Here is a 25,264-nt window from a genome sequence, read left to right on the forward strand (position 1 = left end):
CCGGGGCGAGGCGCGTGGGGTGACGGGGGAGCGGCAGACGTATGACCAGGACCTGTTTCTCCCGGACCCGCCTCCCCGGCTAACGGCCTCGCGTCCGCCCCTCCCGCAGTGCCGTCAGTACCCGGTCCGGGGTGAGGGGGAGTTCGCGGAGGCGGGAGCCGGTGGCGTGGTGGACGGCGTTGCCGATCGCGGCCGGGGTCCCGACGATGCCGATCTCGCCGATGCCCTTGCTGCCCATCGGGTTGAGGTGCGGATCGTGCTCGTCGATCCAGTGCGCCTCGATCTCGGGGACGTCGGCGTGGGCGGGCACGTGGTAGGCGGCGAGGTCCGCCTCCGTGAAGTCGCCGAACGCCGCGTCCATGGTGCTGCCCTCGGTCAGCGCCATACCGAGCCCCATCGTCATCGCGCCGACGAACTGCGAGCGCGCGGTACGGGCGTTGAGGATGTGCCCGGCGGCGTAGACACCCAGCAGCCGCCGCACCCGGACCTCGCCGGTGACCGTGTCGACGGCCACCTCGGCGAAGTGCGCGCCGAACGCGTGCCGCGCCCAGGGACTGTCGGTGTCGGCCGTGCCGGTGGTGTCGGCATGGGCCGAGATGCCGTCCCCGGGCAGTGGCCCGGCGTGTACGGCGAGGCGTTCCGTCAGCCGCGTGCAGGCCTCGTGGACCGACCAGCCCCAGGAGGCGGTGCCCGAGGAGCCGCCCGCCAGCGGGGCCGACGGCAGGTCGCTGCTGCCCACCTCGATCCGGACCCGGTCCAGAGGCGCGCCGAGCGCGTCGGCCGCGACCTGGGCCAGTACCGTGCGGGCGCCCGTGCCGATGTCCGTGGCGTTGACGCGGACCAGGAAGCCCCCGTCGGGCAGGGCGCGGGCCTCGGCGGTCGACGGCGACACCTGCACGGGGTAGGTGGCGGCGGCCACCCCCGAGCCCACCAGCAGCGGGCCCTCCCGGTGGGAGCCCGGCCGGGGATCGCGCCGTGACCACCCGAAGCGCCGGGCACCCTCGCGCAGACACTCCACCAGGTGCCTGCTACTGAACGGCTTGCCGCTGTCGGGTTCGCGGTCCGGTTCGTTGAGGACCCGCAGCTCCACGGGGTCGATGCCGAGTTCACCGGCGAGCTCGTCCATCGCCGACTCCAGCGCGTACATGCCCGGGGCCTCGCCCGGCGCGCGCATCCAGGACGGCGAGGGCACGTCGAGCGGTACGACGCGGTGGAGGGTGCGGCTGTGGGGTGCGGCGTACATGACGCGCGCTGGCATCGCGGCCTGCTCCACGAACTCCTTGACGCGCGAGGTGTGCGTGGTGACCTCGTGCAGGACGGACGTGAGGCTGCCGTCGGGTGCCGCGCCGAGCCGGATCCGGTGCAGCGTGGGCGCCCGGTGTCCGACGACGGCGGGCAGCATCCGCCGGGGGAGGGCGACGGTGACGGGCCGGCCGGTGTGCCGGGTGGCCATCACGGCGAGCACCACGTCCGGGCGGGGCGTGCCCTTGGACCCGAAACCGCCGCCGACGTGCTCGGCGACGACCGTGATCCGCTCCTCGGGCAGTCCGAACAGCTGGGCCAGCGTGGCGCGTACGACCGTCGACCCCTGGCTGGAGGTGTGGACGGTCAGCCGCTCACCGTCCCAGTGCGCCGTGCTCGCGTGCGGCTCCATCGGATGGTTGTGCAGCGGCGGCACCCGGTAGGCGACGTCGACCCGCACGGCCGAGGAACCGAACACCTCCTCGGGCTCACCGTGTTCGGCGCGGGCCGGATACCCGCCGCCCACCTCCTCGGGGACGTAGGAGGCGGGGTGCGCGGCGGTGAGGGTGACGTCGTGGTCCTCCGCGTCGTAGGCGACACGGACGGCGGCGGCGCCGGCCCGGGCCGCCTCCGCGGTGTCGGCCACCACCAGGGCCACGAACCAGCCGCGGTGCGGGACCCGCGCGTCCTGGAGCACGGCGAGCGTGGCGTCGTCCGGCTCCACGAGGCGCGGCGCGTTCTCGTGGGTGAGCACGGCCCGCACGCCGGGCACGGCCAGTGCGGCCGCCGTCTCGACACCGGTGACCCGGCCGCGGGCGATCGCGGCGGGCACGGGCCGGGCGAACAGGCGGCCGGGGCGGGGCTGCTCGGCGGCGTAGCGGGCGGTGCCGGTGACCTTCTCCAGCCCCTCCCGGCGTTCGGCGGGAGCGCCCAGGACGGTCGGGACGCTGGCCATGAGGTGTCCTCCTCGGGGTGGACGCGGGGTTCAGGTCCGGGCGGCGGCGGTGAGCCGGGTCAGGACGTCCACGGCGAGAGCGCGGGCCAGGGGCACCTTGTAGGCGTTGTCCCGCAGGGGCTGCGCGGCGGACAGCTCGAGGTCGACGGCGTGCTCGAAGGCGGCCTCGGTCGGGGCCGCGCCGATCAGGGCCTCCTCGGCACGGCGGGCCCGCCAGGGCCGGTGCGCCACCGCGCCGAAGGCGATCCCGGCCCGGGTGACCACCCCGTCGCCCACCCGCACCACGGCGGCCACGGAGGCCAGGGCGAAGGCGTACGACGCCCGGTCCCGGGCCTTGCGGTAGGCGGACGGCACTCCCGCCGTGGCGGCCGGGAGCAGCACGCCGGTGACGATCTCACCGGGCCCGATCACGGTGTCCTGCTCCGGCCGGTCCCCGGGCAGCCGGTGGAACTCGGCCGCCGCGACGCTCCGGGCGCCCTGCGCGCCGTAGAGCTCCACGCGCGCGTCGAGGGCGGACAGGGCCACCGCCATGTCGGACGGGTGGGTGGCGATGCAGTGCGCGGAGTGCCCCAGCACGGCGTGGTCGCGGTGGACGCCGTCGCGGGCGCCGCAACCGCTGCCCGGTTCCCGTTTGTTGCAGGGCTTGGTCACGTCCTGGAAGTAGGGGCAGCGGGTGCGTTGCAGCAGGTTGCCGCCGGTGGTGGCGGCGTTGCGCAGCTGGCCCGAGGCGCCCGCCAGGAGCGCCTGTGACAGCGCGGGCCAGCGGTACCGGACGGCGGGATGGGCGGCGAGGTCGCTGTTGCGGACCGTCGCGCCGACCCGCAGCGAGCCGTCGGGCAGCTCCTCGATCGTGTCCAGGGGCAGCCTGCTGACGTCGACCAGGGTGGCGGGCCGTTCGACGCCGAGCTTCATCAGGTCGACCAGGTTGGTGCCGCCGCCGAGGCAGCGGGCCCCGGGCCGGGTGGCGAGCGCGTCGGCGGCCTCCGTCACGCTGGTGGCCCGGACATAGTCGAAGGTCCTCACGGGATCACGTCCTCGACCGCCTCGACGATGCGCGGATAGGCGCCGCACCGGCAGAGGTTGCCGCTGAGCCGCTCCCGGATCTCGCCCTTGTCCAGCCGCACGGGCTCGCCCGAGGGCGCGGCCGGGTCGGTGACGCGCGAGGGGTGGCCCGCCGCGGCCTCGGTGATCGCGCCGAGCGCCGAACAGATCTGGCCCGGGGTGCAGTACCCGCACTGGAAGGCGTCGCGGTCCAGGAAGGCCCGTTGGAGCGGATGCAGCTCCTCCCCGTCACCCGCGAGCCCCTCGACGGTCGTCACCTCGCAGCCGTCCAGCGCCACCGCCAGCAGCAGACAGCTGTTGAGCCGGCGCCCGTCCACCAGGACCGTGCAGGCGCCGCACTGGCCGTGGTCACAGCCCTTCTTGGCGCCCCACAGATCGAGATCCTCGCGCAGGACGTCCAGCAGGACGCGCCGGTGGTCGACGCTCAGTGTGTGCGGCTTGCCGTTGACCCGCAGTGTCGTGTCCGAGTACCGACGGGGTGCGGTGTCGCCGTCGCGGTCTTCGTGACTGCCCATGTCGTACGTGCCTTCCGGGACGGACCGGTGCCGTCGCAACCGCGTATCCACACCGCGGCGGCTCACACATACGAGTGCCCTAGGAGGGACCGTGCGGCGGCCGGTTCCTGCCGTTGCCCTTGAGGCGTTCCAGTGTGCGGGTCAACTGCTGGAGCGGGGAGGCGGGCCGCTCGGAGGGAGGCCGCGGCGGTTCGGGGGCGGCGGGCGCGGACTCGCGGTACGCGGCCAGCGCCTCGTGGGCCCGCTCGGCCGCCTCCCGGTACAGGTCCCGGGACCTGGTCATGGCGTCGAGGGCCTCGGCGTACATCGCGACGAGCCGGCGCTCGCGGTCGAGTTCCTCCTCCGTCGTCAGCAGCTGCCACTGCTCCCGCAGCGCGGTGACGGCGTCGTCGGCGCCGTCCGGCAGCGCCGGCCCGGACACGGCGTACCGGGTCAGCGTGTCGATCAGCTCGGTGGGCTCGGAGCCGTCGAGGAAGACACTGCGTACGGAGAAGTCGTCGTCGGAGGCGGCCCGCCGGGGCAGGATCACGGCGCCGCCGCGCGGCACCTGGACGCCGATTTCGCGCAGCGCCCAGTTCACAGCGCGCAGCTGCTGGGGTGAGGCGCGGTGCTCGACCACCCGGTGCCGCAGGCTCTCGGGCAGCAGCGGGTTCAGCGACTTCAGACCGCGCGCGTCCGGGGTCATCGCCTCGTGCACCACGAGATGGATGTTCCAGCTGTCGCGCACGGCCTCCCGGAACAACCGCCGTACGGCCTTGTCGTCGGCGGGCAGGCGGTTGACGTCCCGCAGGCTCAGGCCGGTGGCGTCGTCGTGGTCCCAGCCGGCGTCCGGCGCCTCGGGCCAGAACCTGGTGGCGGGGGAGGGCCACCGCTGGTCCCACGGGCTCTCGGCCTCGGCGACCAGGACCCATGCCTGCCCCTCGCGCGCGTCGGACGGCAGCGTGAGCCTGGCGCGGACGGTGACGTCCCCGGGGGCCCGCCAGCGGGCCTCGAAGACCGACCCGGGCGCGCTGTCGGTCCCGGTCGGCTCCTGATGGTCGTCGATGGTGCCGCCGTCCCCGAGTTCCCGCAGGCGTTGCCGGATCAGGTCCTGCGGGTCGGCTCCGAGGTGGCGGCCGCGGGCCGGCCACACCGTGGGGGAGGAGGCGGGACGGGCGGTGGGGGAGGTCGGCATGAGTCCATCTGGAGTGCGGGGGCACGTGCCGTACCAGTATCGCCGCCGGTCGCCGCCGACGATCACCCGGGGTCCCGCGGACGTCCCGCCGACACTCAGCCCGCCTGCGGCGACGTCGTCGCCCCCGCGAGCCTGTCGGTCATGTCCGCGGTCTGCGCGGCGGGCGGCGGCGTCACGTCCACCGGGGTGCCGAAGTCGTCGAAGCGCAGGGTCGTCGTACTCGTCACCCGGGTCTCCGCACGGTCCGTCGGGGTGCTGTCCCGCAGCGGCCGCAGGGTGAGCGTGACCGTTTCCTGCCGCAGGCGGCCCCGGTCGTCCAGCCACAGGTGCAGCGGGACCGAGGACGTGCCCAGCTGCTTGCGCAGCGCCTCCGCGCGCGCCCGGTCGCCGCGCGCCAGGGCCGCCACGTCGACGTCGACGCGGTAGTGGGTGGTCCGGGTGCCGTTCAGGGTCTGGGTGCCGACCTCGCGGACCTTGCCGGAGTCGACGTCCTTGAGGTAGGTGAAGGGCTCGACCGGGTCGCTGACCTGCGTGCCCCGGGACGCGGAGCCCTGGAGGCGGGCGGGGTCGATCTTCGTCCAGGTCCTGCCCTCGGGCAGCGGGCCGCGCTGGGAGGCGGGCGGCTTCTGGTAGACGATCCCGTCCACCAGGCGCTGTTCGAGGCGGCTGCCCTGCGAGGTGAGCGTGACCCGGCTGTCGCCCCGGGCGAGGTCCACCGTGCCCCGGCCCTGGGCGGTGACGCTCTGCCCGCCGGCGACGGCCTTGCTGGAGACGGTCAGTTTCGCCGTGTCCGCGGCCACGGTCCTGTCGTACGCCGAGCGCACGGCCCGCGTCGCGTCGGCCGGGTCCGACCCGCTCGCCGAGCGGCCCGCCGGCGCGGCGCCCTCGTCCGAGCCGCCGCAGCCGGCCGCCGTACCCGAGACCAGCACCACCACGGCGACGGCACTTCCCCAGCGTGTCCTCGACACCGCGCACACACCCTCTCCGGTCGGGAGGCAATGGGTTGACAGGTTCCGGTGCCGGGTTGCCCTTCCGGCGGGCCGCCATGCGCCCTGTTTCAGCCACGCGTGAACCCGCTCGCCCCGCGCGGCCGCTGCTCCGCATGCCCTCACGTGCCCTCGTGTGCGTCGTCGGCCATCGTGGGCAGGAGCTACGGCGACCCATCCCGGTTCGCGACAGGGAGTGATCTCATGCACGTCGATCTCACCGGCCGGACGGCCCTGGTGACGGGTTCCTCGCAGGGCATCGGAGCGGCGATCGCCGCCGGGCTCGCCCGCGCCGGGGCACGCGTCGCGGTCAACGGACGGGACGCCGACGGCCTCGCCAAGAGCGTCGAGGCGCTGCGGGACGAGGTGCCCGACGGGGAGTTCGTGGCCGTCGCGGCGGATCTCGGCACCGAGGAGGGGGCGGCCGGGGCCCTCGCCACGCTGCCCGACGTCGATGTCCTGGTCAACAACCTCGGTATCTTCGGCGCCCGGCCCGCACTGGAGATCAGCGACGACGAATGGCGCCGCTACTTCGAGATCAACGTGCTGGCCGCCGTCCGGCTGACCCGCGCCCATCTGCCCCGGATGAGGGAGCGGGGCTGGGGCCGGGTCCTGTACATCGCCAGCGACTCGGCCGTCGTCGTCCCGGCCGAGATGATCCACTACGGCATGACGAAGACCGCCCTCCTCGCGGTCGGCCGCGGCTTCGCCAAGGAGGCGGCGGGCAGCGGTGTCACCGTCAACTCCGTGATCGCCGGGCCCACCCGCACCGGCGGCGTCGAGGACTTCGTCCGCGAACTCGTCGACCGCGACCTGCCCTGGGACGAGGCACAGCGCGTCTTCATGCGCGAGCACCGCCCCCAGTCACTGCTCCAGCGCCTGATCGAGCCGGAGGAGATCGCCAACCTCGTGGTCTACCTCAGTTCGGAACAGGCGTCGGCCACGACGGGCGGGGCGGTGCGCGTGGACGGGGGGTACATCGACTCGATCCTGCCGTAGGGCTCTCCGCTCGGATCCTGCGGTAGACCGTCCGCACCGCGCACACGGGGCGCGCGGTGTGCACCCGGGGTGCGCGGGAGTCGCTCCGTGCCGCAGGTGTTCACTCCTGTCCCGACGGCGACGGGATCCGCACAATGGCTCACCGAGCAGGGCCCGCCCACCATCCGCATTGGGGCGGGCCCTGTTCGCCCGACGGGTGCGCGACCCGTACGGATGACAGCCGGTGTGGCCGAGTTGAATATATCGGCGGACGATATATTCTGAGTGCATGGCATCGAAGAGCATGACCCAGGCGACGTTCTTCGTCCTGACCGCCCTGGCCGACCAGCCACGGCACGGGTACGGGATCCTGCGCGAGGTCGAGGACCTGTCCGGCGGCGAGGTGCGGCTGCGGGTCGGCACGCTGTACGGCGTGCTGGACCGGCTCACCGCGGACGCGCTGATCGTGCTGGACCGCGAGGAGGTGCAGCAGGGGCGGCTGCGGCGCTACTACCGCCTCACCGACGACGGAATGCGCGCCCTCACCGCCGAGGCCGAGCGCATGGCGGCCGGCGCCAGCGCCGCGCAGCGGCGGATCGCCGAGGGCCGCCGCGCTCCCGAGCGCCCCGTCACCCCGCCCGCCACGGGCCCCGGACTCGCGGGAGGTCTCGCATGACGACGCTGCTCGAATCGCGCTACCGCATGGTGCTCCGCCTGCTCCCCGCCTACTACCGGCGGGAACGGGAGGAGGAGATGGTCGAGATCTACCTGTGGGACGTCGACCGCGAGACACAGGACCAGAGCCGGCCCACGCTCGGCGAGGTGGCCAGCATCGCCGCCCTCGCCCTGCGCACCCGACTGGGGGCCGCCGGCGCGCCCCGCCCCTACGACCGGCTCGGCGCGGCCGTCCGGCTCTTCGCGCTCTTCGCCGTCCTGCTCCAGGCGGCCTCCGCGGTCGTCGACCGCGTCCTGGGACTGACCTGGGCGACGACCCACGGCCCGGCGCAGTGGGACATGTACCTCTCGGGCTTCACCGTGCGGGGACCGGCTCTCGCGGTCGTGGAGATCACCGTCTGGACGCTGCCCCTGCTGTGGACGGCCGCCTACTTCGCCCTCCTGCACGGCCGGCTGCGTCTCGCCCGGGCGGCCGCGCTGCTCGCCGCGCTGCCCACGCTCTGGCCGTTCCTCGCTCCGCTGGTCAGCACGTGGTTCCCGCCGTCGACCGCGTTCACCACCACGACCGCGCTGTTCGCCTGGCTCACCGCCCTCACCCTGTGCGCCGCCCACCACCGCGACGCCCCGCCGGCGTCGCTGCCGGTCGGTACGCCCGGGCTCGCCTTCGCCGCCTGCTCCGTGGTGATGGGCGCCTCCGTCGTCCTGCTGCCCCTCGCCGCCGACACGGTGTGGGCACCGGCCACCTGCTTCGCGGTCGGAGCCCTGGGCTGGCTGCTGTGGCGCGCCCGCCGCGACGACCGCGGCACCGCCTGCGGCGCGATCGCCCTGGCCGCGCTGGGCCTGCTGCTCCTCACGGTGCGCGTGGCCGCCCTGTACCCGTGGCTCGGCACACCCGTCCCCGCCCTCGTCCTCGGCGGTGCCCTCGTCCAGGCGGGTGTCCTCTCCCTGCTGGTCGCCGTGCTGGCCGTGGTGGGCGGCCGGGATCTGGCGGCGGCACGCTGAGCGCCGCCGCGCGCCGTCCTCAGTGCGGATAGGCGCGCGGCGGACGCTGCCGGCCCAACTCGTCGCGGAACTCCGCGACGACCGAGCTGATCTGACGCATCAGCGCGGTGTTCTCCAGGCGGTCGAGATAGAGGTTGCGGCGGGCCAGGCCGGTGGCGTCCACGCAGAAGTACAGGGCCATGAGCGGGTTGACGAACAACTCGCTTCCCTTGGTCCGTTCGGTGAAGCGGACGTCGCCGAAGTCGCCGCGTACGGCGGCGGCGATGGAGCCGTTGACGATGCTCGGACGGTCCGGAGTGGTCCGCTGGGCGTGGGCCACCGCGTCCAGGTAGAGGGCCCCCTCGCGGCTGCCGGGCGGCAGGGAGAACGCGCCGAGGTAGGCGCCGTCCCGCTCCAGCGCGGCCAGGTTCTCCAGGACCAGCGCGTGGTTGACGCCGTGATAGGCGTCCACGCCGAAGCCCAGGGACGCCACCAGGCGCTGGGGTATCCCCTCCAGCCCGGTCACGGCGGCCAGGCTGGCCATGTCCTCCTCCGGAGTGCCGAGCCCGTGCTCGTCGCCGCGCATCAGGATGTCGGTGCCGCCGTCCACCAGCACGATCGCGTCGACGCCGCCCAGATGGTCCACCAGGGCGCGGTAGGCGGCCCGCAACGGCCGAACCCCCGTCTGCGGGAAGGCGTAGACGGTGGACGGCAGGTCCTGCTCGGCCAGCCACCGGGCCAGCGTGCGCTCGGGGAAGTAGTCGCCGCGGGCCGCGGTGTCCGGGCGGATCGCCGCCACGTCGTGGTCCAGCCACACGTCGGTGTCCAGGCCGTACAGGTCGGCGAAGGAGAGGTTGGCGAGATGGACGTCCTTGCCGGCCGATCGCAGGGCGAGGGCCAGCGGCAGCCCGGCGTACACGTCGAAACCGCCGCCCGCGCCGGCGATGAGGACCCGGTGGGCGTCCCGCAACCGGGAGAAGAACGGGGGCTCTTGGAGGGTGAACACCGAGGGACGGTAACAGGGCGGCGGATCGTGGGTCCGGCCGAAGTAAGTACGATAGCCGTGAAGTTTGACAGTCTTCGTACTATCGGCTTGAGTGGGGCGCGGCGGTGGCGTGCGGTCACCGTCGCCACCTGACGGATGGGGGAGATCCGCATGGTCGCAACGGTGCGTTTCCACGAGGTCGGCGGCCCTGAGGTGCTGCGCCTGGAGGAGGTGGACGTCGGTGGGCCCGGCCCCGGCGAGTTGCTGATCCGGGTGGACGCGATCGGGCTCAACCGGGCCGAAGTCCTCTTCCGCGGCGGTCGGTACATCGAACCGGTCAGGGAGTTCCCGGCCCGGCTCGGCACCGAGGCGGCGGGCGTGGTGGAGGCGGTCGGCGCGGGCGTGACGGGCTTCCGGACCGGCCAACCGGTCAGCGTCGTGCCCGCGTTCTCGATGAACGACTACGGCGTCTACGCCGAGCGCGCGATCGTCCCCGCCGCCGCGGTGCTGCACCGCCCCGACGGACTCGACGCGATCGAGGGCGCGGCGGTGTGGATGCCCTTCGTGACGGCGTACGGCGCGCTGGTCGAGGTCGGCGGGATGCGGGCCGGGGACACGGTCGTGCTGACCGCCGCCTCCAGCGGCGTGGGACTGGCCGGCATCCAGGTGGCCCGGAGGGCGGGGGCCGTCCCGATCGCCACCACGCGCAGCCGTGCCAAGCGGGACGCGCTGCTGAAGGCCGGGGCGGCCGAGGTGATCGTCACCGAGGAGGAGGGGGTCGTGGAGCGCGTGCTCGACGCGACCGGGGGCCGTGGCGCGGAGTTCGTCTTCGACGCCGTGGCCGGACCGGGCGTCCTGGACCTCGCCAAGGTGGTCGCACCCGGCGGCACGCTTTTCGTCTACGGCGCACTCAGCGGCGCGGTGACGCCCTACCCGGGCTTCGATCTCGGGATGCCCGCGCTGAACATGCGGACCTACACGCTCCACGAGACGACCCGGGATCCGCGGCGCCTGCGCCGGGCCGAGGCCTTCGTCACCTCCGGCTTGAGCAGCGGAGCCTTCACCGCCTCGGTGGACCGGGTCTTCGGCCTGCACGAGATCGTGGAGGCCCACCGCTATCTGGAGGCGGGAGCCCAAGTGGGCAAGGTCGTGGCGGTCGTCGAGCACTGACAGACCCGCGGGCCCGTCACCCGGCGGCCCAGATGTCCGCCTCCCACTCCAGGTGCCGCGCGAGCTCGGCCTCCCCGGGCCGTGCGGCGGCCGGTGCCGTCGACGGCGGTGTGGGAACGCCGCGGGAGATGTTGCCGCTCACGGTGATGTTGTACTCGACGCGCGGGCGGCGCAGCGCCTCGTAGTGGGAGAGGGCCGCGTCCATGTCCGGTGCGTCGCGCAGGGACTTGGCGAGGATCACGGCGTCCTCCAGGGCCATCGACGCGCCCTGCCCGGTGGCGGGGGAGGCCGCGTGCGCCGCGTCGCCGAGGATCAGGGTCCGTCCCGAGCGCCACGGGGTGCCGACGGGGATCTCGGTGGCGTTCGTGACCAGAAACGTCCCGGTGGTGGCCTCGACGATGTCGGCGGCCGGGGTGGTGTCCTTGCGCAGCAGCGGCAGGAGCAGGTCGCGCCACGTCCCCGGCGTACCGTGCGCGATCTCGTCGGCGGACAGCGGGTCGGCCGACACGCGGGCGAACCAGTACGTCTCCCCGTCGGGCGACACCGCGTGGCCGAAGGCGGCCGCGCTGCCCCGCACCATGGTGATCCGCGCGTCCTCCTCGGAGGGGGACGAGGGCACGGGTGCGGTGCGCGTGTAGCCGTAGAACACCCGCTGGCCCGCGTAGACCGGCTGAGCCTCGGAGGCGATCGTGCCCCGGACCGTGGAGCCGAGGCCGTCGGCGCCGATGAGCAGGTCCGCGGTCGCGGTGCCGCCGTCGGCGAAGCGGGCGGTGACGCCCGCGGGGCCGCTCTCCACGGAGACGAGCCGGGCGCCGTGCCGGATCTCGATGCCCCTGCGGGCGGCCTCGGCCTGGAGGGCGGAGTTCAGGTCGCCGCGGCGCAGGCAGCGGTACCGCAGGAGCGGGTCGGCCGACTCGCCGAGGGGTGCCTGGGCCAACTGCTCGCCGGTGCCGTCGAGAACGCGCATCGACGTCAGCGGGAAGCCCAGTGCGGTCACCGCCGCGGAGGCGTCGAGCTGCGCCAGGGCGCGCATGCCGTTGCTCGCGAGGGTGAGGAACGCGCCCAGGTCCTCGGCCGAGTCGGGATGCGCCTCGTGCACGACGACGTCGAAGCCCGCCTTCCGTACGGCCATCGCCGTCGCCGAGCCGGCGATCCCGCCACCGATGACAAGAATGCGTGCCACGCCCACCCCCGCTTGCCCGTGCCCACCCCGCGCGCTCATGCCCGCACGGGAGAAACGCCCCGACGGCGCCCCGAGTTCCGCGGCGCCCGGACCGCTCTCGCCGTGCGTCTACCACCCATAGGCGTCACTGCCTTGACTGGTGACGACGAGGCTGTCAGTATCGTCGGCACGGCGTCTGAGAGGAGACCGGGATGACCGAAGAGAAGAGGCACGTTTCCGACGTGGCCGAGGCCGAGCGGCGGGCGCGGTTCGGTGCGTTGCCGGATCGGATCCGCCTTGAGGACACCGTCGAGGAGCGGCCGGCCACCGTGCCCGACCCCGCCAGGGACACCTACAACCCGGACGAGTGGCTGGTGCGCTCCTGCCTGTGAGCCGTATGGCAAAGCCGGGCCCCGCAGCTTCTGCTGCGGGGCCCGGCTTTGCCATACGGTTCAGGCGCCGCTCTCGCGGAGCATGTCCTCGCGCTCGACGAGCTTCACGCGCTCGCGGCCCTGCGGCTCGCCCAGCGCCTTCTCGGCGGCGTCCAGCTTGTACCAGCCCTCCCAGGTGGTGAAGCGGATCTCGCGCTCGGCGAGGAACGCGTCCACGGCCTCGGGCTCGGGCGAATCCGGCGTCTGGAGACGGCCGTCGGCGAAGTCGGCCAGCAGGTTGGACACCGTCTCGTTGGCGTCGCCCTTGGTGTGGCCGATCAGGCCCACCGGGCCGCGCCGGATCCAGCCGGTGACATACGTCGACCGCAGGTGCTCGCCGCTCTCCTGGATGACCCGGCCGCCCTCGTCCGGGACGGTGCCCGTCTCGATGTCCCAGGGCAGCTTGGGGAGTTTGTCGGAGAGGTAGCCGACGGCGCGGTAGACGGCCGTGACGTCCCAGTCCTTGAACTCGCCGGTGCCCTTGACGTTGCCGGTGCCGTCGAGGGCGGTGCGCTCGGTGCGCAGGCCGACGACCTTGCCGTCCTCGCCGAGGATCTCGGACGGCGACTCGAAGAAGTGCAGGAAGAGCTTGTGCGGGCGGTCGCCGACATCGCGGATCGCCCAGTTCTCCAGGGTCTTGGCGACCATGTCGGCCTGCTTGTTGCCGCGCCGGGTCTCGATCGAGCCCTCGTCGTAGTCGATGTCCTCGGGGTCGACGATGACCTCGATGTTGGGGGAGTGGTCCAGCTCCCGCAGCTCCATCGGGGAGAACTTCGCCTGCGCCGGGCCACGACGGCCGAACACATGGACTTCCAGCGCCTTGTTGGCCTTCAGGCCGTCGTAGACGTTCGGCGGGATCTCCGTCGGCAGCAGCTCGTCCGCGGTCTTGGCGAGGATGCGCGCCACGTCCAGCGCCACGTTCCCGACGCCGAGCACGGCGACCTTCTCGGCCTCCAGCGGCCAGCTGCGCGGCACGTCCGGGTGGCCGTCGTACCAGGAGACGAAGTCGGCGGCGCCGTACGAACCGTCCAGCTCGATACCGGGTATGGCGAGCTCACGGTCGGCCGTCGCGCCCGTCGAGAAGATCACCGCGTCGTAGAACGCGCGCAGGTCGTCCAGGTTCAGGTCGCTCGGGTAGTCGACGTTGCCGAACAGACGGATCTGCGGTTTGTCGAGCACCTGGTGGAGGGCCGTGATGATGCCCTTGATGCGGGGATGGTCGGGGGCGACACCGTAACGGATCAGGCCGAACGGGGCCGGCATCCGCTCGAAGAGGTCGATGGACACACCGGGTTCGGCGGCCACGTCGGACTTGAGCAGGGCGTCGGCGGCGTAGATGCCGGCGGGGCCGGCTCCGACGATTGCTACCCGCAGGGGGCGGGGCATGATCAGGTTCCCTTCGAGCGGTGATAGATCGACTCGACGGGAAGCCTAAACTAAGGCAAGCCTAAGTCGGTACGCGGGTCCGATCTATGAGCTCATAAGGTCACTTTATGACGAAGCGCCGCATGGATCTTACCCCCTCCCGCTGACCAGCGGTCCGGCCCTACGGCAGGTTCTGCTCCGCCCAGATCACCTTGCCCGCGGGTGTGTACCGGGTGCCCCAGCGCTCCGTGAGCTGCGCGACCAGGAACAGACCGCGTCCGCCCTCGTCCGTCATGGCCGCGTACCGCAGATGGGGCGAGGTGTTGCTGCTGTCGAAGACCTCGCAGACCAGGGTGCGGTCGTACAGCACACGGACGTGGATGGAACCGCCGCCGTAGCGGATCGCGTTGGTGACGAGCTCGCTCAGGATCAACTCCGTGGTGAACGTGAGCTCGTCGAGGCCCCACCGGGCCAGCCGGCGCGTCACCGAGGCACGTACCTCCCCGACCGCCGCCGGGTCGGAGGGCACCTGCCATTCGGCGATCCGGTCGGCGGCCAGCGCCCGCGTGCGCGCCACGATCAGGGCGATGTCGTCGCTGGGCTTGGCGGGCAGTCGCGAGTCGAGGACGACCCGGCAGGTGTCCTCGGGCGAACTCCCGGCCCGTTCCAGGGCGTCGCGCAGTTGGTCGAGGCCCACGTCGATGTCGTGCTCCCGGTCCTCGACGAGCCCGTCCGTGTAGAGCACCAGCCGACTGCCCTCCGCCAGGTCGAGGTCGAGGGTCTCGAACGGCAGCCCGCCGAGGCCCAGCGGGGGACCGGCCGGCACGTCCGGGAACTCCACCCGGCCGTCGGGATGGATCAGCGCCGGCGGCGGATGGCCCGCGCGGGCGATCGTGCACCGCCGGGCCACCGGGTCGTAGACGGCGTACAGGCAGGTCGCCCCGGTGACCGGGGCGCTCGCCTCCTCCTCCGCCTCGTCCTGGTCGATCCGGGAGACCAACTCGTCCAGGAGCGCGAGCAGTTCGTCCGGCGGGAGGTCCAGCGCCGAGAAGTTGTGCACGGCCGTGCGCAGCCGCCCCATCGTGGCCGCCGCGTACAGACCGTGGCCGACGACGTCCCCCACCACCAGTGCCACCCGGGTGCCGGACAGCGGCAGGACGTCGAACCAGTCGCCGCCCACGCCGGCCTGCGCGGGCAGGTACCGGTAGGCGATCTCCAGGGCGTTCTGCTCGGGCAGCCTGCGCGGCAGCAGACTGCGCTGGAGCGTCACCGCCATGCCGTGCTCACGGGTGTAGCGCCGCGCGTTGTCGATGGACACGGCGGCCCGGGCGACCAGTTCCTCGGCGAGGGCCAGCTCCTCCCGGTCGAACGGCTCGGGCTTCTCGGACCGCCAGAAGCTCACCACGCCCAGCACCAGGCTGCCCGCCCGGAGCGGCACCGCGATCAGCGAGTGGATGCCGTACGCCACCACCTGGGCCGAGCGCTCCAGGTCCTGCGCCTGCCAGCCCGGGGCCTCGCTCAGCCGCGGCTCGACGACGGCCGCCCCGCCGCTGAGACTGCGCGCCTGGGGTGAGGACTCCACGAGCCGGATCTGCTCGCCCACCGGATACAGCGGGGCGTCCTTGCGGATCCCGCTCAGTGCCGTGCGGCTCAGGGCGCGGGCAGCCTCCGGCTCTCCGCCGCCGAGCACGGCGTCGAAGAGGTCGACGGTCGCGAAGTCGGCGAACCGGGGCACCGCCAGCTCGGCCAGCTCCTCGGCGGTGCGGGTGACGTCCAGGCTGGTCCCGATGGCCACGCCGGCGTCGTAGAGCATGTTGAGACGCTCGCGGGCCGCCTCGGCGCGGCCGGACAGGGCGCGCAGCTCGGTGGAGTCGCGCAGGGTGGCGACGGTGCCGGGCGGGCCGCCCCGGCTGTCGGTGGTGCGCTGGTTGACCGCGAGGAGCCGGTCCTTGACGAGGTGCACCTCGTCGGTGGCGACCCGCCCGGAGGCCAGCAGGCCGGCCGTGTCGGGCGGCAGCCCCAGGGCCTCCACCTGCCGTCCCTCGGCGTCGTCCGGCAGGTCGAGCAGCCGGTGCGCCTCGTCGTTGGCGAGCAGCAGCGTGCCCGTGTCGCCGACGATGAGCACACCCTCCCGGACGGAGTGCAGCACCGCGTCGTGGTGCTCGTACATGCGGGTCATCTCGTGCGGGCCCAGGCCGTGCGTCTGGCGCAGCAGCCGCCTGCTGACCAGCGCGGTGCCCGCCGTGGCCAGCGCGAGACCGGCCGCGGCGGCGATCAGGACCAGCGGCATCTGCCGGTTGGCGGCGCCGCCGACGTTCTCGGTGGTGATCCCCGCCGACACCAGGCCCACGACCGTGCCGTCGTCCGCCTTGATCGGCACCACGGCCTGCACCAGCCGCCCGATGGTCCCGTCGACCTCCTCGGTCACGACCCGTCCGGCCTGCGCCGGAGCCAGGGTGCCGACGAACTTCCGGCCGATGCGGTCGGTCTTGGGGTGGGTGTAGCGGACGCCGTCGGTGTTCATCACGACGATGAAGTCCACGCCGGTCGCCCGGCGGGCCGCCTCGGCGCGGGGTTGCAGCACCGCCGTCGGGTCGGGGGCGCGCAGGGCCTCACGGGTGCCGGGCGCGTTGGCGAAGGACTCGGCCACCGCCACCGAGCGGTTGCGTGCCTCCGTGGTGCTGTCGCGGCGGGCCTGGAGCACCAGCGCGGCGACCGCGGCCACGACCAGCAGCAGCACGACCACCACTTGCAGGACGAAGACCTGACCGGCCACGCTGCGCCCGCTGAGCGCCGCCCGCAGTCCCGCCGTCATGTCCCGCCGCCCGGCGGGCGGGCCCTCGGAGAGCGGTCGCCCCGGCTGCCCGAGCGCGCCCTGAGCGCGGTCCGGCGTGTGGGGTGCGCGCGGACCGCCGGGACGGCGGGTCGACCGGGTCCAGGATCGCCCCAAGAGTCGGACCATGTGCTTATGTCTACACTGCCGGGCCCCCAGGAGGCGAGGGGCGTCACATGGCGTGACAAAGTGACCTCCCGTTGACAGAAGGCGTGTTGTGGCATCTTCCGGCCCTCGGCGTCAGCGCGCGTCACGGCGGGCGGCGAGCAGGAGGGCGATGTCGTCGGGGCGGTCCAGGGCGTGCCGGGCCGCCGCGGTCAGCCGGTCGGCCATCGCGGCCAGCGAACGGCCGCCCGGACGGGCCGCGGGGCCACCGGCCTTCGCCAGCGCCACCCGCAGCGCCCCGATGCCGTCGTCGATGTCGCCGCCGGGCACCTCGACCAGACCGTCCGTGTACAGCGCGAGGACGGCGCCGGTCTCCATCCGCAGCTCCGACACCGGATAGCGGGCCCGCGGGTCCACCCCGAGCACCACCCCGCCGGGCAGGTCCAGGACCTGGGTGCGGCCGTCCGGGCGGCGCAGCAGCGGCGGCGGATGCCCGGCCCGGGCCACCCGGGCGAGCCCGGTCGCGGGGTCGAGGCGGATGTAGCAGCAGCTCGCGAAGAGTCCGGGATCGAGGTCGATGAGGAGGTGGTTGGTGCCGCTCATGACCTCGTCCGGCGGCCGGTCGCCCAGCGCGAACGCCCGGACCACGCTGCGCACCTGCCCCATGGTCGCCGCCGCCTGCACCCCGTGCCCCTGCACGTCCCCGATGACCAGCGCCAGACCGTCCCCGGCCTCCACCACGTCGTACCAGTCACCGCCGATGTCCATGCCCTGGGTGCCCGGCAGATAGCGGCCCACGGTCTCCACCCGCGGATGCGCCGACAGCCGCCGGGGCAGCAGCGCCTGCTGGAGCCCGCGGGCCAGGGCGGCCTCGGTCTCGTAGCGCTGCGCCTTCTCCATGGCGTGGGCGATCAGACCGGCGAGCGCGGTGAGGACGGTGCGTTCCTCGGTGCTGAAGCTGCGCCGGCGGTCGAAGCCCAGGATGCAGGAACCGACCGGCCGGCCGGAGGCGATCAGGGGCAGGAAGGCGCGGGCGCCCTCGGTCGCGTCCAGCGGGATGCCGGGATAGGCGTCCGTCAGCTGCTGCATCGAGTCGAAGAACAGCGGGCGGCCGGTGGTCAGCGTCTCGACGCCGGGCAGATGGACGTCCAGGCCCACGCCCTCGAACGGGGCGAGGAAGCCCGGCGGGAAGCCGGACTCCCAGGCCAGGTACAGATGCCGGTCCTGCAGCAGGTAGATGGCGAGCCGGCGGCCGCCGAAGGCGGGCAGCACCTCGCGCATGACGACCGCCGCGACCTGGCGGGCGGTGACCGCCTCGGTCAGGGCGATGGCGAGGACGATCGGACGGTACAAGGGCGCCGGCGGGACGAGACCGGACGCCGTGCCAGGACCGGCTTCCGGGCCGGCCTGGGCCGCCGGGTCCGTGGCCACCGGCGGGACCTCGGCGACGTGTCCGGGCGCCAGGTCGGCGGGGGCGGTGTCCGACATGCGGGCCGCGGGGTGGATCACGCAGGTCAGCCGGTCCGGGCCGGGGTGTACGGCGAAGGACAGCCAGTCGCCCTCCGACGGCTCCGGCGGCTGCGGCGGCTGCGGCGCCGATGTGTGTGCCGGCGGTCTGGAGACGTGGAAGTGCACCGGGTCCGGTGCCAGCAGCGCACCGCGCAGATGGTCCTCCACGTCCGGCCGGCCGATCCACGGCACGGTCTCCCACAGGGGACGGCCGAGCAGCTCGATCCGCTCGCGGCGCAGCAGGTGCGCGGCGCGCGGATTGGCGTAGACGACCAGTCCGGCGCGGTCCAGGCAGAACACGCCCTCCGGCAGCAGGTCGGCGGCCGCGTCCGCCACCGCGGCCGGCCCCGGATCGAGGACGATGCCCTTCACCGGGCCCACGCTCGTCCACATGCCCGACAGGTCGCCCGCCTCCTCGGCGCTCCACAGGTCCACCAGCCGCAACGCCCCCTCCGGCCCGCGCAGATACAGCGGCAGGTGCGGCGGTCGGCCCACGGACGCGCCGCGCAGCGCCGCCAGCAGGAGATGCGGTTCGGTGGGCGCCACGGTCCGCGCGAACTCCTCCACGGTTCCGGGGAAGCCGTCGGGCGGCACGCCCAGCAGCAGGTGCAGGGCCTCGTCGGCGGTCACCGTCTCCGTGGCCGGGTCCCAGGCGAAGCGCCCGAGGCGCTCCACGGGCGGACGGGTGGCCGCGGGCCGCACGCACAGCGGGTCGTCGTCCCAGGCGACGGCCTCGGCACCGTCCTCCAGGCCCCGCAGGGCGGCCCCCAGGTCCTGGGCCACCCGTGCCATGCGGTCGCGGACGGTCAGCACCTCGGCCGCGTCCGCGACGGAGGGCCGCAGCACGGTGAGGACGCCGAAGGGGGCCGAGCCCGCCCCGACCGGGATGTAGAGCGAGCCGAACTGGAAGGGCAGACCGGCCGCGAACTGGGGATAGCGGCGCATGGTCTCCGTGGCGTTCGGCAGGACCACCTGCACACCCAGCCGGTAGGCGTCCGCGACCGGGAAGGGACGGTCCACGTGCAGCCGCCACCAGGGGCGGAACAGGGGCCCGGGCAGTCCGGCGAGCACGGCCAGCCGCAGCACTCCGGGGGTGCGGCAGCGCAGGTAGACCCCTCCCGCGTGGCCGCCGGTCGCGCTGACCGCCTCCGTGGAGGCGTCGATCAGCAGTGCCGCCAGCCGTCCGGGCGTGGGTTGCGTGTCCTCGGCGCTCCCAGTCATCGGCCCTACCTCGTCCGTGCGCCGTCACACGGGCGACGACACAGCCAGCATGCGCCACACGCCCCCCGGTGCGCATCCGCGCGGACCCGCCCGCCGGAGCGCGTTTGCGGACGCCGCGACCGAGCAGCCGATCCCCTGGACCTTGTGCCTGGTGGAAAGGAGCACGTAATGGCGGCGGGCGAGCCCGACCCCCTGGAGATCGCTGCAGACCCGGAGGCGGTCAAGCGTCACCGCACCCTGTTCAGGGCCGTGCGCCGGCGCCGGAACCCGCCCCTGCGGCGGACGGACATCACGGTCACGGACGAGGCGGCGGTCAAGCGGGCCGTGAAGGCGGCCTCGCTGGGCAACGCCATGGAGTGGTTCGACTTCGGCATCTACAGCTATCTCGCCGTCACCCTCGGCCATGTCTTCTTCCCGTCCGGGAACGACACCGTCCAACTGCTGTCGTCCTTCGCGACCTTCGCGGTCTCCTTCCTGGTCCGGCCGCTCGGCGGCATGGTCTTCGGACCCATGGGGGACCGGATCGGCCGCAAGAAGGTCCTGGCCACCACCATGATCATGATGGCGGCCGGCACCTTCGCCATCGGCCTGATCCCGTCCTACGCGGCGATCGGCTTCTGGGCCCCGGTCCTGCTGGTCCTGTTCCGCATGGTCCAGGGCTTCTCCACCGGCGGTGAGTACGGCGGCGCCTCCACCTTCATCGCCGAGTACGCCCCGGACCGGCGACGCGGCTACTTCGGCAGCTTCCTGGAACTGGGCACGCTCGCCGGATACGTCGGCGCGGCCGGCCTGGTGACGTCCATGACCGCGGTGCTGGGGAGCGCGGGCATGGAGTCCTGGGGCTGGCGGGTGCCCTTCCTGATCGCGGGTCCCATCGGACTGGTCGGCCTGTATCTGCGGCTGCGGCTGGACGAGACCCCGGCCTTCCAGAAGCTGGAGGACGAGTCCCTGCACCGGGCCTCCGACGTCGCGTCCGCCGTGGAGACGACGACCAAGGGCGACCTGGCGGCCGTCTTCCGGGACCAGTGGCGGATGCTGATCCTGTGCATCTGCCTGGTCGGCGGCTACAACGTCAGCGTCTACATGATCCTTTCGTACATGCCGACCTATCTCTCCGAGGAGATGGGCTACTCCGACGCGCACGGGCTGCTGCTCCTCATCGCCACCATGGTCGTGATGATGCTGGTCATCAACCAGGTGGGGCGGCTCTCCGACCGGGTGGGCCGCAGGCCGGTGCTGATGGCCGGGATGCTCGGCTTCCTCCTGCTGTCGGTTCCCGCGTTCCTGCTGGTCGAGCAGGGGTCCCTGGTGGCCGTGTCGAGCGGGATGCTGATCCTCGGTCTGTCGCTGGTGTGCATGGTCAGCACGATGTCCGCGGCCCTGCCCGCCCTCTTCCCCACTCAGGTGCGCTACGGCGCCATGTCCATCGGCTACAACTTCTCCACCTCCCTGTTCGGCGGCACGACCCCCTTGGTGGTCACCGCGCTGATCTCCGCCACGGGCAGCGACCTGATGCCCGCGTTCTACGCCATGGGGGCGGCCCTGATCGGCGCGATCGCCGTGGCCTGCATGAAGGAGACGGCCCGCAAGCCGCTGGCGGGTTCACCGCCCTCCGTGGCGACCCCCGAGGAGGCGGCCGACCTGGTGGAGAGCCGGGCGCCGGCGCCCCGCTTCTGACACACCGCTCGCCGCAGGCGGCCACGCACCCGCCCGCGGCGGCATGTGTGTAACGAGCATGTTTTCCTACGGCGAGGCAACGCCCCGGCGACGCCGGGGTGGCCCCGGTCATGGCTTGGCCAACTCCATGCGGCTCGTTGGCCACACGTTCACCACTTGCCCCTGATGTCCTGCCCCGAGCCGGGCGGAGAGTGATCGGCGGCCGGTCTCCCGCACTCACGGGACCGGCGCACCTCCTCCTCTCCGTCTGCTCAACAAGGGGCATTCATGGCTGAGTTGACCCGCCGTAGACTTCTGGGTTCGGCCGCCGGCGCGCTGGGCGGCGCCGCGGCGCTCTCGCTCCTCCCGCCGAGCGTGCAGAAGGCCGTCGCCGCCGAGCCGCCCCGGCACGGTTCGCTGCGCGACATCGAGCACGTCGTCCTGCTGATGCAGGAGAACCGGTCGTTCGACCACTACTTCGGCACCCTGTCGGGCGTCCGCGGCTTCGCCGACCCCCGTGCGCTGAAACTCGACACCGGGCGCTCGGTCTTCTACCAGCCCGACGCCGAGAACCCCAAGGGCTACCTGCTGCCCTTCCACCTCGACACCCGTACCTCCAGCGCCCAGGCGATACCGTCCACCAGCCACGCCTGGTCGGTGCAGCACGAGGCCTGGAACGGCGGGAGGATGGACCGCTGGCTGCCGGCCCACCGCAAGGCGGACGGCGTCAACGGCCCGTACGTCATGGGCTACTACACGCGCGAGGACATCCCGTTCCAGTTCGCCCTCGCCGAGACCTTCACCATCTGCGACAACTACTTCTGCTCGGTGTTCGGGCCCACCTGGCCCAACCGCCTGATGTGGATGACCGCGAGCATCGACCCGGACGGCACCCACGGCGGCCCGATCACCAGCAACGTCGCACCGACGCCGTACCGCTGGACGACGTACGCCGAACGCCTCCAGGCGGCCGGGATCAGCTGGAAGGTGTACCAGCAGGACGACGACTACGGCTGCAACATGCTGGAGCAGTTCCAGGCCTTCAAGGACGCGAAGCCCGGTTCCGACCTGTACGAACGCGGTGTGCGTCCGCAGCCGGAGGGCACCTTCGAGGACGACGCCCGGGGCGACCGGCTGCCGGCGGTGTCCTGGATCATGCCGACCAGCTACCAGTCGGAGCACCCCGACTACCTGCCCGCGGCCGGCGCCGACTTCGTCGCCTCCAAGATCGAGGCCATCGCCTCCAACCCGAAGGTGTGGCGCAAGACCGCGTTCATCCTCAACTACGACGAGAACGACGGCCTGTTCGACCACGTGCCCCCGCCGACCCCGCCCGCCGGAACCCCCGGTGAGTTCATCCAGGGGCTGCCGATCGGCGGCGGCTTCCGGGTCCCGGCGATCATCATCTCGCCCTGGACGGTGGGCGGCTGGGTCGCCTCCGAGGCCTTCGACCACACCTCCGCGCTCCGCTTCCTGGAGCGGTTCACCGGCGTCGAGGAGCCCAACATCACCGACTGGCGGCGGGACACCTTCGGGGACTTCAGCTCGGCGTTCCGCTTCGCCGGCACTCGCCCGCGGCCGCCCCGGCTGCCCGACGACACCGCCGAGCAGCTCCAGAAGGCCAAGGAGGAGGTGGCCACCCTGCCCAAGCCCACGCTGCCGGGCGCCGACCAGAGGTTCCCGCGCCAGGAGCGGGGCCGCCGCCCGCACGTGTAGCACCCCCGGGAGGACCGGATCGAGCCGCCGACACCGGCCGGTCCGGCCCGTCCACCCGGGGCGCCGCGGTCGCCACGCCCGGACCGCGACGGCGGTCAGCTCAGCACTCGCCGCCCCACACCGCGCTGTGCAGCGTGACCGGGCCCAGGAAGCTGTCACGGTTCGGGTCGTTCGGGTAGTGCAGGCACCCCGTGATGTTGTCGCCGTAGGCCGTGACGCTGAACCGGATGTGGTCCGCTCCGGGGAAGCGCACACCGTTGTTGATGATGACCATCCCGTGCTCCGAGTGCAGGTTGTACAGGTTCCCCTCGGACTTCCACGTCGGCTGTCCCCACGCCACGTCGTTGTTCCAGACGCAGACGTATCCCCTGGGACAGTCCTCCGGGGCGGCCGCCGCGGGCGGCGCCGACGCCACTCCCGTGGCCGCCGTCATCAGCAGGGCCGCCACACCCAGGCCCGCCTTCTTGCGCAACCGTGTCTTCACCGTTTCCTCCGTCTCGGACAGCGCCGGGAGGCTGTTGCCGGCCGGCCGCTCCAGACGGTCCAGCCTGGCGCCCGATCGACGGGTTCGGTCCCTGACAGATGTCAGGAGGCTACGAGACGGTTAAGTTCCCCTCAAACCTTGATGGCCGGGCGGTGATCTCCCCATGATGAGGGCATGACGACAGCGGTGCGGGCCCTGACCCGTCTGGTGGACTGGCCCGACCTCGTGGAGGCGCGGCCCAGTTGCGGTACGGGGCGTGCGCTGCGTGCCGACGGGGCCGAGATCGCGCACTTCCACTCCGACCGGATGGTCGACGTCCATCTCTCGGCTCCCGCGATCCATCGGCTGCGTCGTGACCTGAAGGGCTCGACCGCCATTCGCCTGGTGCCCGCGTCCGGCTGGGTGACCGTCCGCCTGGAGTGCGAGTCGGACATCGATCTGCTGATGACGCTGGTCAGTGTCGCCCTGAAGGCCCACCAGGGCGGCACGGTCGGCGAGGCGGTGCCGGCCGTGCGCTGCAACGAGCACCGAGGTGCGGCGATCGCGCGATGACGGTCCGTCAGCCGTGGAAGTTCACGTAGCCGTTGCGGTCGGGGTCGGAACCGCTCTTGGTGTACGCGTGCACGTCGGCGCGGGCACCGGAGGGCTTGTAGAAGTAGATGGTGTCCTTGTCGTTGTTCCACATGAAGTTGCAGTTCTGGCGGTACACGACGTTGTTCCCGTCGGAGTCGGTGCCCCGGCCGCCACGCAGCTTGATGTAGTCCCCGGGCTGGAGGGTGTGGCTCGCGGTGAACTTGAAGGTGTTGCCGGCGGCGTCCTTGACGACGTGGCCCTTCAGGTTCACGGTCGTCGACCGCGAGTAGTTCTTGATCGTCAGGTACTCGTTCTTGGTGTTGCCGGTGGTGCAGTTGTTGGAGTCCGAGCCGGGCGCGTCGTACTGGACACCCTTGAGCTTCAGGGCCGAGGAGTACTCGGCGGCCTGGGCCGGAGCGGCGGTCACGGCGGCTATGAGTCCGGCGGCGCCTGCGGTGGCGGCCAGGACATGACGCTTGCGCATGGGAAATCCCCCCTGTGGTGCGACTGGAGCGTCAGGAGCCTACATCCTGTGTGAACGTTCAATGGCATAAACGTGGGGAAAACGTGAAGGGCGAGGTCTGTCCGGTCACGGCGATAGGGTCCCGCCATGGATCACACGGACGTGGGAATCGTGCACCCCGGCTCCATGGGAGCCCAGGTGGCCGCGCAGGCCGTGGCGGCGGGCGCCAGGGTCCGGTGGTCGGCCGAGGGCCGCTCGGGCGCCACCCGTGAGCGGGCCGCGCGGGCGGGGCTCGAAGCCGCCGCGAGCATGGCCGAACTCACCGCCCGCTGCGGCCTGGTGCTGAGCGTGTGCCCGCCGGCCGCCGCCCTCGACGTCGCCCGGCAGGTCGCGGCGACCGGGTTCGACGGCGTCTACGTCGACGCCAACGCGGTGAGCCCGCGCCGCATGGAGCAGATCGCCGAGACGCTGGCGGGCAGCGGGGCGACCCTGGTCGACGGAGGGATCACCGGACCGCCGCCCCGCACCACCGGAACCACCCGCCTCTACCTCTCCGGTGACGCCCCGGCGGTGGAACCGGTCCGCGCGCTGTTCGCCGGCACCCTGCTGACCCCGGTCGTCCTCGACGGGCCCGTCGGCCGCGCCTCGGCGCTGAAACTGGCCTTCGCCGCCTACAACAAGATCTCCTACGCGCTCGCCGCCGAAGCCTCGGCCCTCGCCGCGGACCACGGCGTCCTGGACGACCTCCGCGACCTCACCGCCCAGTCGCTGCCCGGCACCCCGCTGGCCGCGCCGGACGGGCTGGCGGGCGCCGGGCCCAAAGCCTGGCGCTGGGAGCCGGAGATGCGGGAGATCGCCGAGACCTGGCGGGACAGCGGCCTGCCCGGCACCTTCGCCGACGCCGCCGCGCGCACCTTCGCGCGGTGGGAGGAACACAAGGACGCCCCCACCGTGACGAGCGATCGCCTGATCGCCGACCTCCTGGACGAGCGCCACGGCGCAGCGTGAACACAGGCCACGGCG

Annotated in this window: 21 protein-coding genes; 9 read left to right on the forward strand and 12 right to left on the reverse strand. The window is 73.0% G+C overall.

Annotated elements, in window-relative coordinates; genetic code table 11:
- Window positions 1-79 precede the first annotated feature (79 nt).
- From K4B79_RS08465 to K4B79_RS08485, 5 genes are all read right to left on the reverse strand, one after another.
- On the reverse strand, window positions 80-2,197 hold the full coding sequence (locus K4B79_RS08465) for a xanthine dehydrogenase family protein molybdopterin-binding subunit (protein WP_232025684.1): 2,118 nt from the start codon (window positions 2,195-2,197) through the stop codon (window positions 80-82).
- A gap of 30 nt (window positions 2,198-2,227) precedes the next feature.
- Window positions 2,228-3,220 (reverse strand): FAD binding domain-containing protein, encoded by a 993-nt coding sequence (locus tag K4B79_RS08470; protein ID WP_232025685.1) that lies wholly within the window; start codon window positions 3,218-3,220, stop codon window positions 2,228-2,230.
- Window positions 3,217-3,774 carry a (2Fe-2S)-binding protein gene (locus K4B79_RS08475; RefSeq protein WP_232025686.1) on the reverse strand — a complete coding sequence of 186 codons (558 nt, stop codon included), beginning with the start codon at window positions 3,772-3,774 and terminating at the stop codon, window positions 3,217-3,219. Before K4B79_RS08475 ends, K4B79_RS08470 begins: the two co-directional genes overlap by 4 nt.
- 79 nt (window positions 3,775-3,853) lie before the next feature.
- On the reverse strand, window positions 3,854-4,948 hold the full coding sequence (locus K4B79_RS08480) for a hypothetical protein (RefSeq protein WP_232025687.1): 1,095 nt from the start codon (window positions 4,946-4,948) through the stop codon (window positions 3,854-3,856).
- A gap of 95 nt (window positions 4,949-5,043) precedes the next feature.
- Entirely contained in the window at window positions 5,044-5,916 is an 873-nt protein-coding gene (locus K4B79_RS08485; protein WP_232025688.1) for a hypothetical protein, read from the reverse strand.
- Between the two features lie 222 nt (window positions 5,917-6,138).
- Here K4B79_RS08485 and K4B79_RS08490 point away from each other — a divergent pair, with 222 nt between their 5' ends.
- The 3 genes from K4B79_RS08490 (at window position 6,139) to K4B79_RS08500 (ending at window position 8,589) form a co-directional block, all read left to right on the forward strand.
- Window positions 6,139-6,933, forward strand: coding sequence for an SDR family NAD(P)-dependent oxidoreductase (locus K4B79_RS08490; RefSeq protein ID WP_232025689.1), 795 nt, complete (start codon window positions 6,139-6,141; stop codon window positions 6,931-6,933).
- A gap of 283 nt (window positions 6,934-7,216) precedes the next feature.
- Complete coding sequence (locus K4B79_RS08495; protein WP_232026227.1) at window positions 7,217-7,588, forward strand: PadR family transcriptional regulator; 372 nt, start codon at window positions 7,217-7,219, stop codon at window positions 7,586-7,588.
- A complete protein-coding gene (locus K4B79_RS08500) occupies window positions 7,585-8,589 on the forward strand; it encodes a hypothetical protein (RefSeq protein WP_232025690.1) in 1,005 nt (334 codons plus the stop codon). Before K4B79_RS08495 ends, K4B79_RS08500 begins: the two co-directional genes overlap by 4 nt.
- A 19-nt stretch (window positions 8,590-8,608) precedes the next feature.
- Here the strand turns inward: K4B79_RS08500 and K4B79_RS08505 are convergent, their stop codons facing one another.
- Complete coding sequence (locus K4B79_RS08505; protein ID WP_232025691.1) at window positions 8,609-9,574, reverse strand: DUF1152 domain-containing protein; 966 nt, start codon at window positions 9,572-9,574, stop codon at window positions 8,609-8,611.
- Window positions 9,575-9,724: 150 nt separating this feature from the next.
- On the opposite strand from K4B79_RS08505, the gene K4B79_RS08510 reads away from it, so the two are divergent.
- Complete coding sequence (locus K4B79_RS08510; protein WP_232025692.1) at window positions 9,725-10,723, forward strand: zinc-dependent alcohol dehydrogenase family protein; 999 nt, start codon at window positions 9,725-9,727, stop codon at window positions 10,721-10,723.
- 16 nt (window positions 10,724-10,739) lie between these two features.
- Here K4B79_RS08510 and K4B79_RS08515 read toward each other — a convergent pair whose 3' ends face one another.
- Window positions 10,740-11,906 (reverse strand): FAD-dependent oxidoreductase, encoded by a 1,167-nt coding sequence (locus tag K4B79_RS08515; RefSeq protein ID WP_232025693.1) that lies wholly within the window; start codon window positions 11,904-11,906, stop codon window positions 10,740-10,742.
- A 191-nt stretch (window positions 11,907-12,097) separates the two neighbouring features.
- Here K4B79_RS08515 and K4B79_RS08520 point away from each other — a divergent pair, with 191 nt between their 5' ends.
- Window positions 12,098-12,277: a hypothetical protein gene (locus K4B79_RS08520; protein ID WP_232025694.1), complete on the forward strand. Its 180-nt coding sequence runs from the start codon at window positions 12,098-12,100 to the stop codon at window positions 12,275-12,277.
- Window positions 12,278-12,337: 60 nt separating this feature from the next.
- On the opposite strand, the gene K4B79_RS08525 is transcribed toward K4B79_RS08520, so the two are convergent.
- The 3 genes from K4B79_RS08525 to K4B79_RS08535 all read right to left on the reverse strand — a co-directional run bounded on the left by K4B79_RS08525 (window position 12,338) and on the right by K4B79_RS08535 (window position 19,349).
- A complete protein-coding gene (locus K4B79_RS08525) occupies window positions 12,338-13,702 on the reverse strand; it encodes an FAD-dependent oxidoreductase (RefSeq protein WP_232025695.1) in 1,365 nt (454 codons plus the stop codon).
- Between the two features lie 160 nt (window positions 13,703-13,862).
- Window positions 13,863-16,496: a SpoIIE family protein phosphatase gene (locus K4B79_RS08530; RefSeq protein WP_374208450.1), complete on the reverse strand. Its 2,634-nt coding sequence runs from the start codon at window positions 16,494-16,496 to the stop codon at window positions 13,863-13,865.
- 258 nt (window positions 16,497-16,754) lie between these two features.
- Window positions 16,755-19,349 (reverse strand): SpoIIE family protein phosphatase, encoded by a 2,595-nt coding sequence (locus K4B79_RS08535; RefSeq protein ID WP_232025697.1) that lies wholly within the window; start codon window positions 19,347-19,349, stop codon window positions 16,755-16,757.
- A gap of 168 nt (window positions 19,350-19,517) precedes the next feature.
- Between K4B79_RS08535 and proP the strand changes: the two genes are divergently transcribed.
- On the forward strand, window positions 19,518-21,026 hold the full coding sequence (proP, locus tag K4B79_RS08540) for a glycine betaine/L-proline transporter ProP (RefSeq protein ID WP_232025698.1): 1,509 nt from the start codon (window positions 19,518-19,520) through the stop codon (window positions 21,024-21,026).
- A gap of 267 nt (window positions 21,027-21,293) precedes the next feature.
- Entirely contained in the window at window positions 21,294-22,721 is a 1,428-nt protein-coding gene (locus K4B79_RS08545; RefSeq protein WP_232025699.1) for an alkaline phosphatase family protein, read from the forward strand.
- Between the two features lie 100 nt (window positions 22,722-22,821).
- Here the strand turns inward: K4B79_RS08545 and K4B79_RS08550 are convergent, their stop codons facing one another.
- Window positions 22,822-23,205: a peptidase inhibitor family I36 protein gene (locus K4B79_RS08550; RefSeq protein WP_232025700.1), complete on the reverse strand. Its 384-nt coding sequence runs from the start codon at window positions 23,203-23,205 to the stop codon at window positions 22,822-22,824.
- A 174-nt stretch (window positions 23,206-23,379) separates the two neighbouring features.
- Between K4B79_RS08550 and K4B79_RS08555 the strand changes: the two genes are divergently transcribed.
- Window positions 23,380-23,757, forward strand: a complete 378-nt coding sequence (locus K4B79_RS08555) for a luciferase domain-containing protein (protein ID WP_232025701.1) — start codon at window positions 23,380-23,382, stop codon at window positions 23,755-23,757.
- A gap of 7 nt (window positions 23,758-23,764) precedes the next feature.
- Here K4B79_RS08555 and K4B79_RS08560 read toward each other — a convergent pair whose 3' ends face one another.
- Window positions 23,765-24,262, reverse strand: coding sequence for a lamin tail domain-containing protein (locus K4B79_RS08560; RefSeq protein WP_232025702.1), 498 nt, complete (start codon window positions 24,260-24,262; stop codon window positions 23,765-23,767).
- A gap of 126 nt (window positions 24,263-24,388) precedes the next feature.
- Here K4B79_RS08560 and K4B79_RS08565 point away from each other — a divergent pair, with 126 nt between their 5' ends.
- Window positions 24,389-25,249 carry an NAD(P)-dependent oxidoreductase gene (locus K4B79_RS08565; RefSeq protein WP_232025703.1) on the forward strand — a complete coding sequence of 287 codons (861 nt, stop codon included), beginning with the start codon at window positions 24,389-24,391 and terminating at the stop codon, window positions 25,247-25,249.
- Window positions 25,250-25,264: the final 15 nt, after the last annotated feature.

Source organism: Streptomyces lincolnensis (assembly GCF_021173675.1).
GTDB classification, from domain to species: domain Bacteria; phylum Actinomycetota; class Actinomycetes; order Streptomycetales; family Streptomycetaceae; genus Streptomyces; species Streptomyces lincolnensis_B.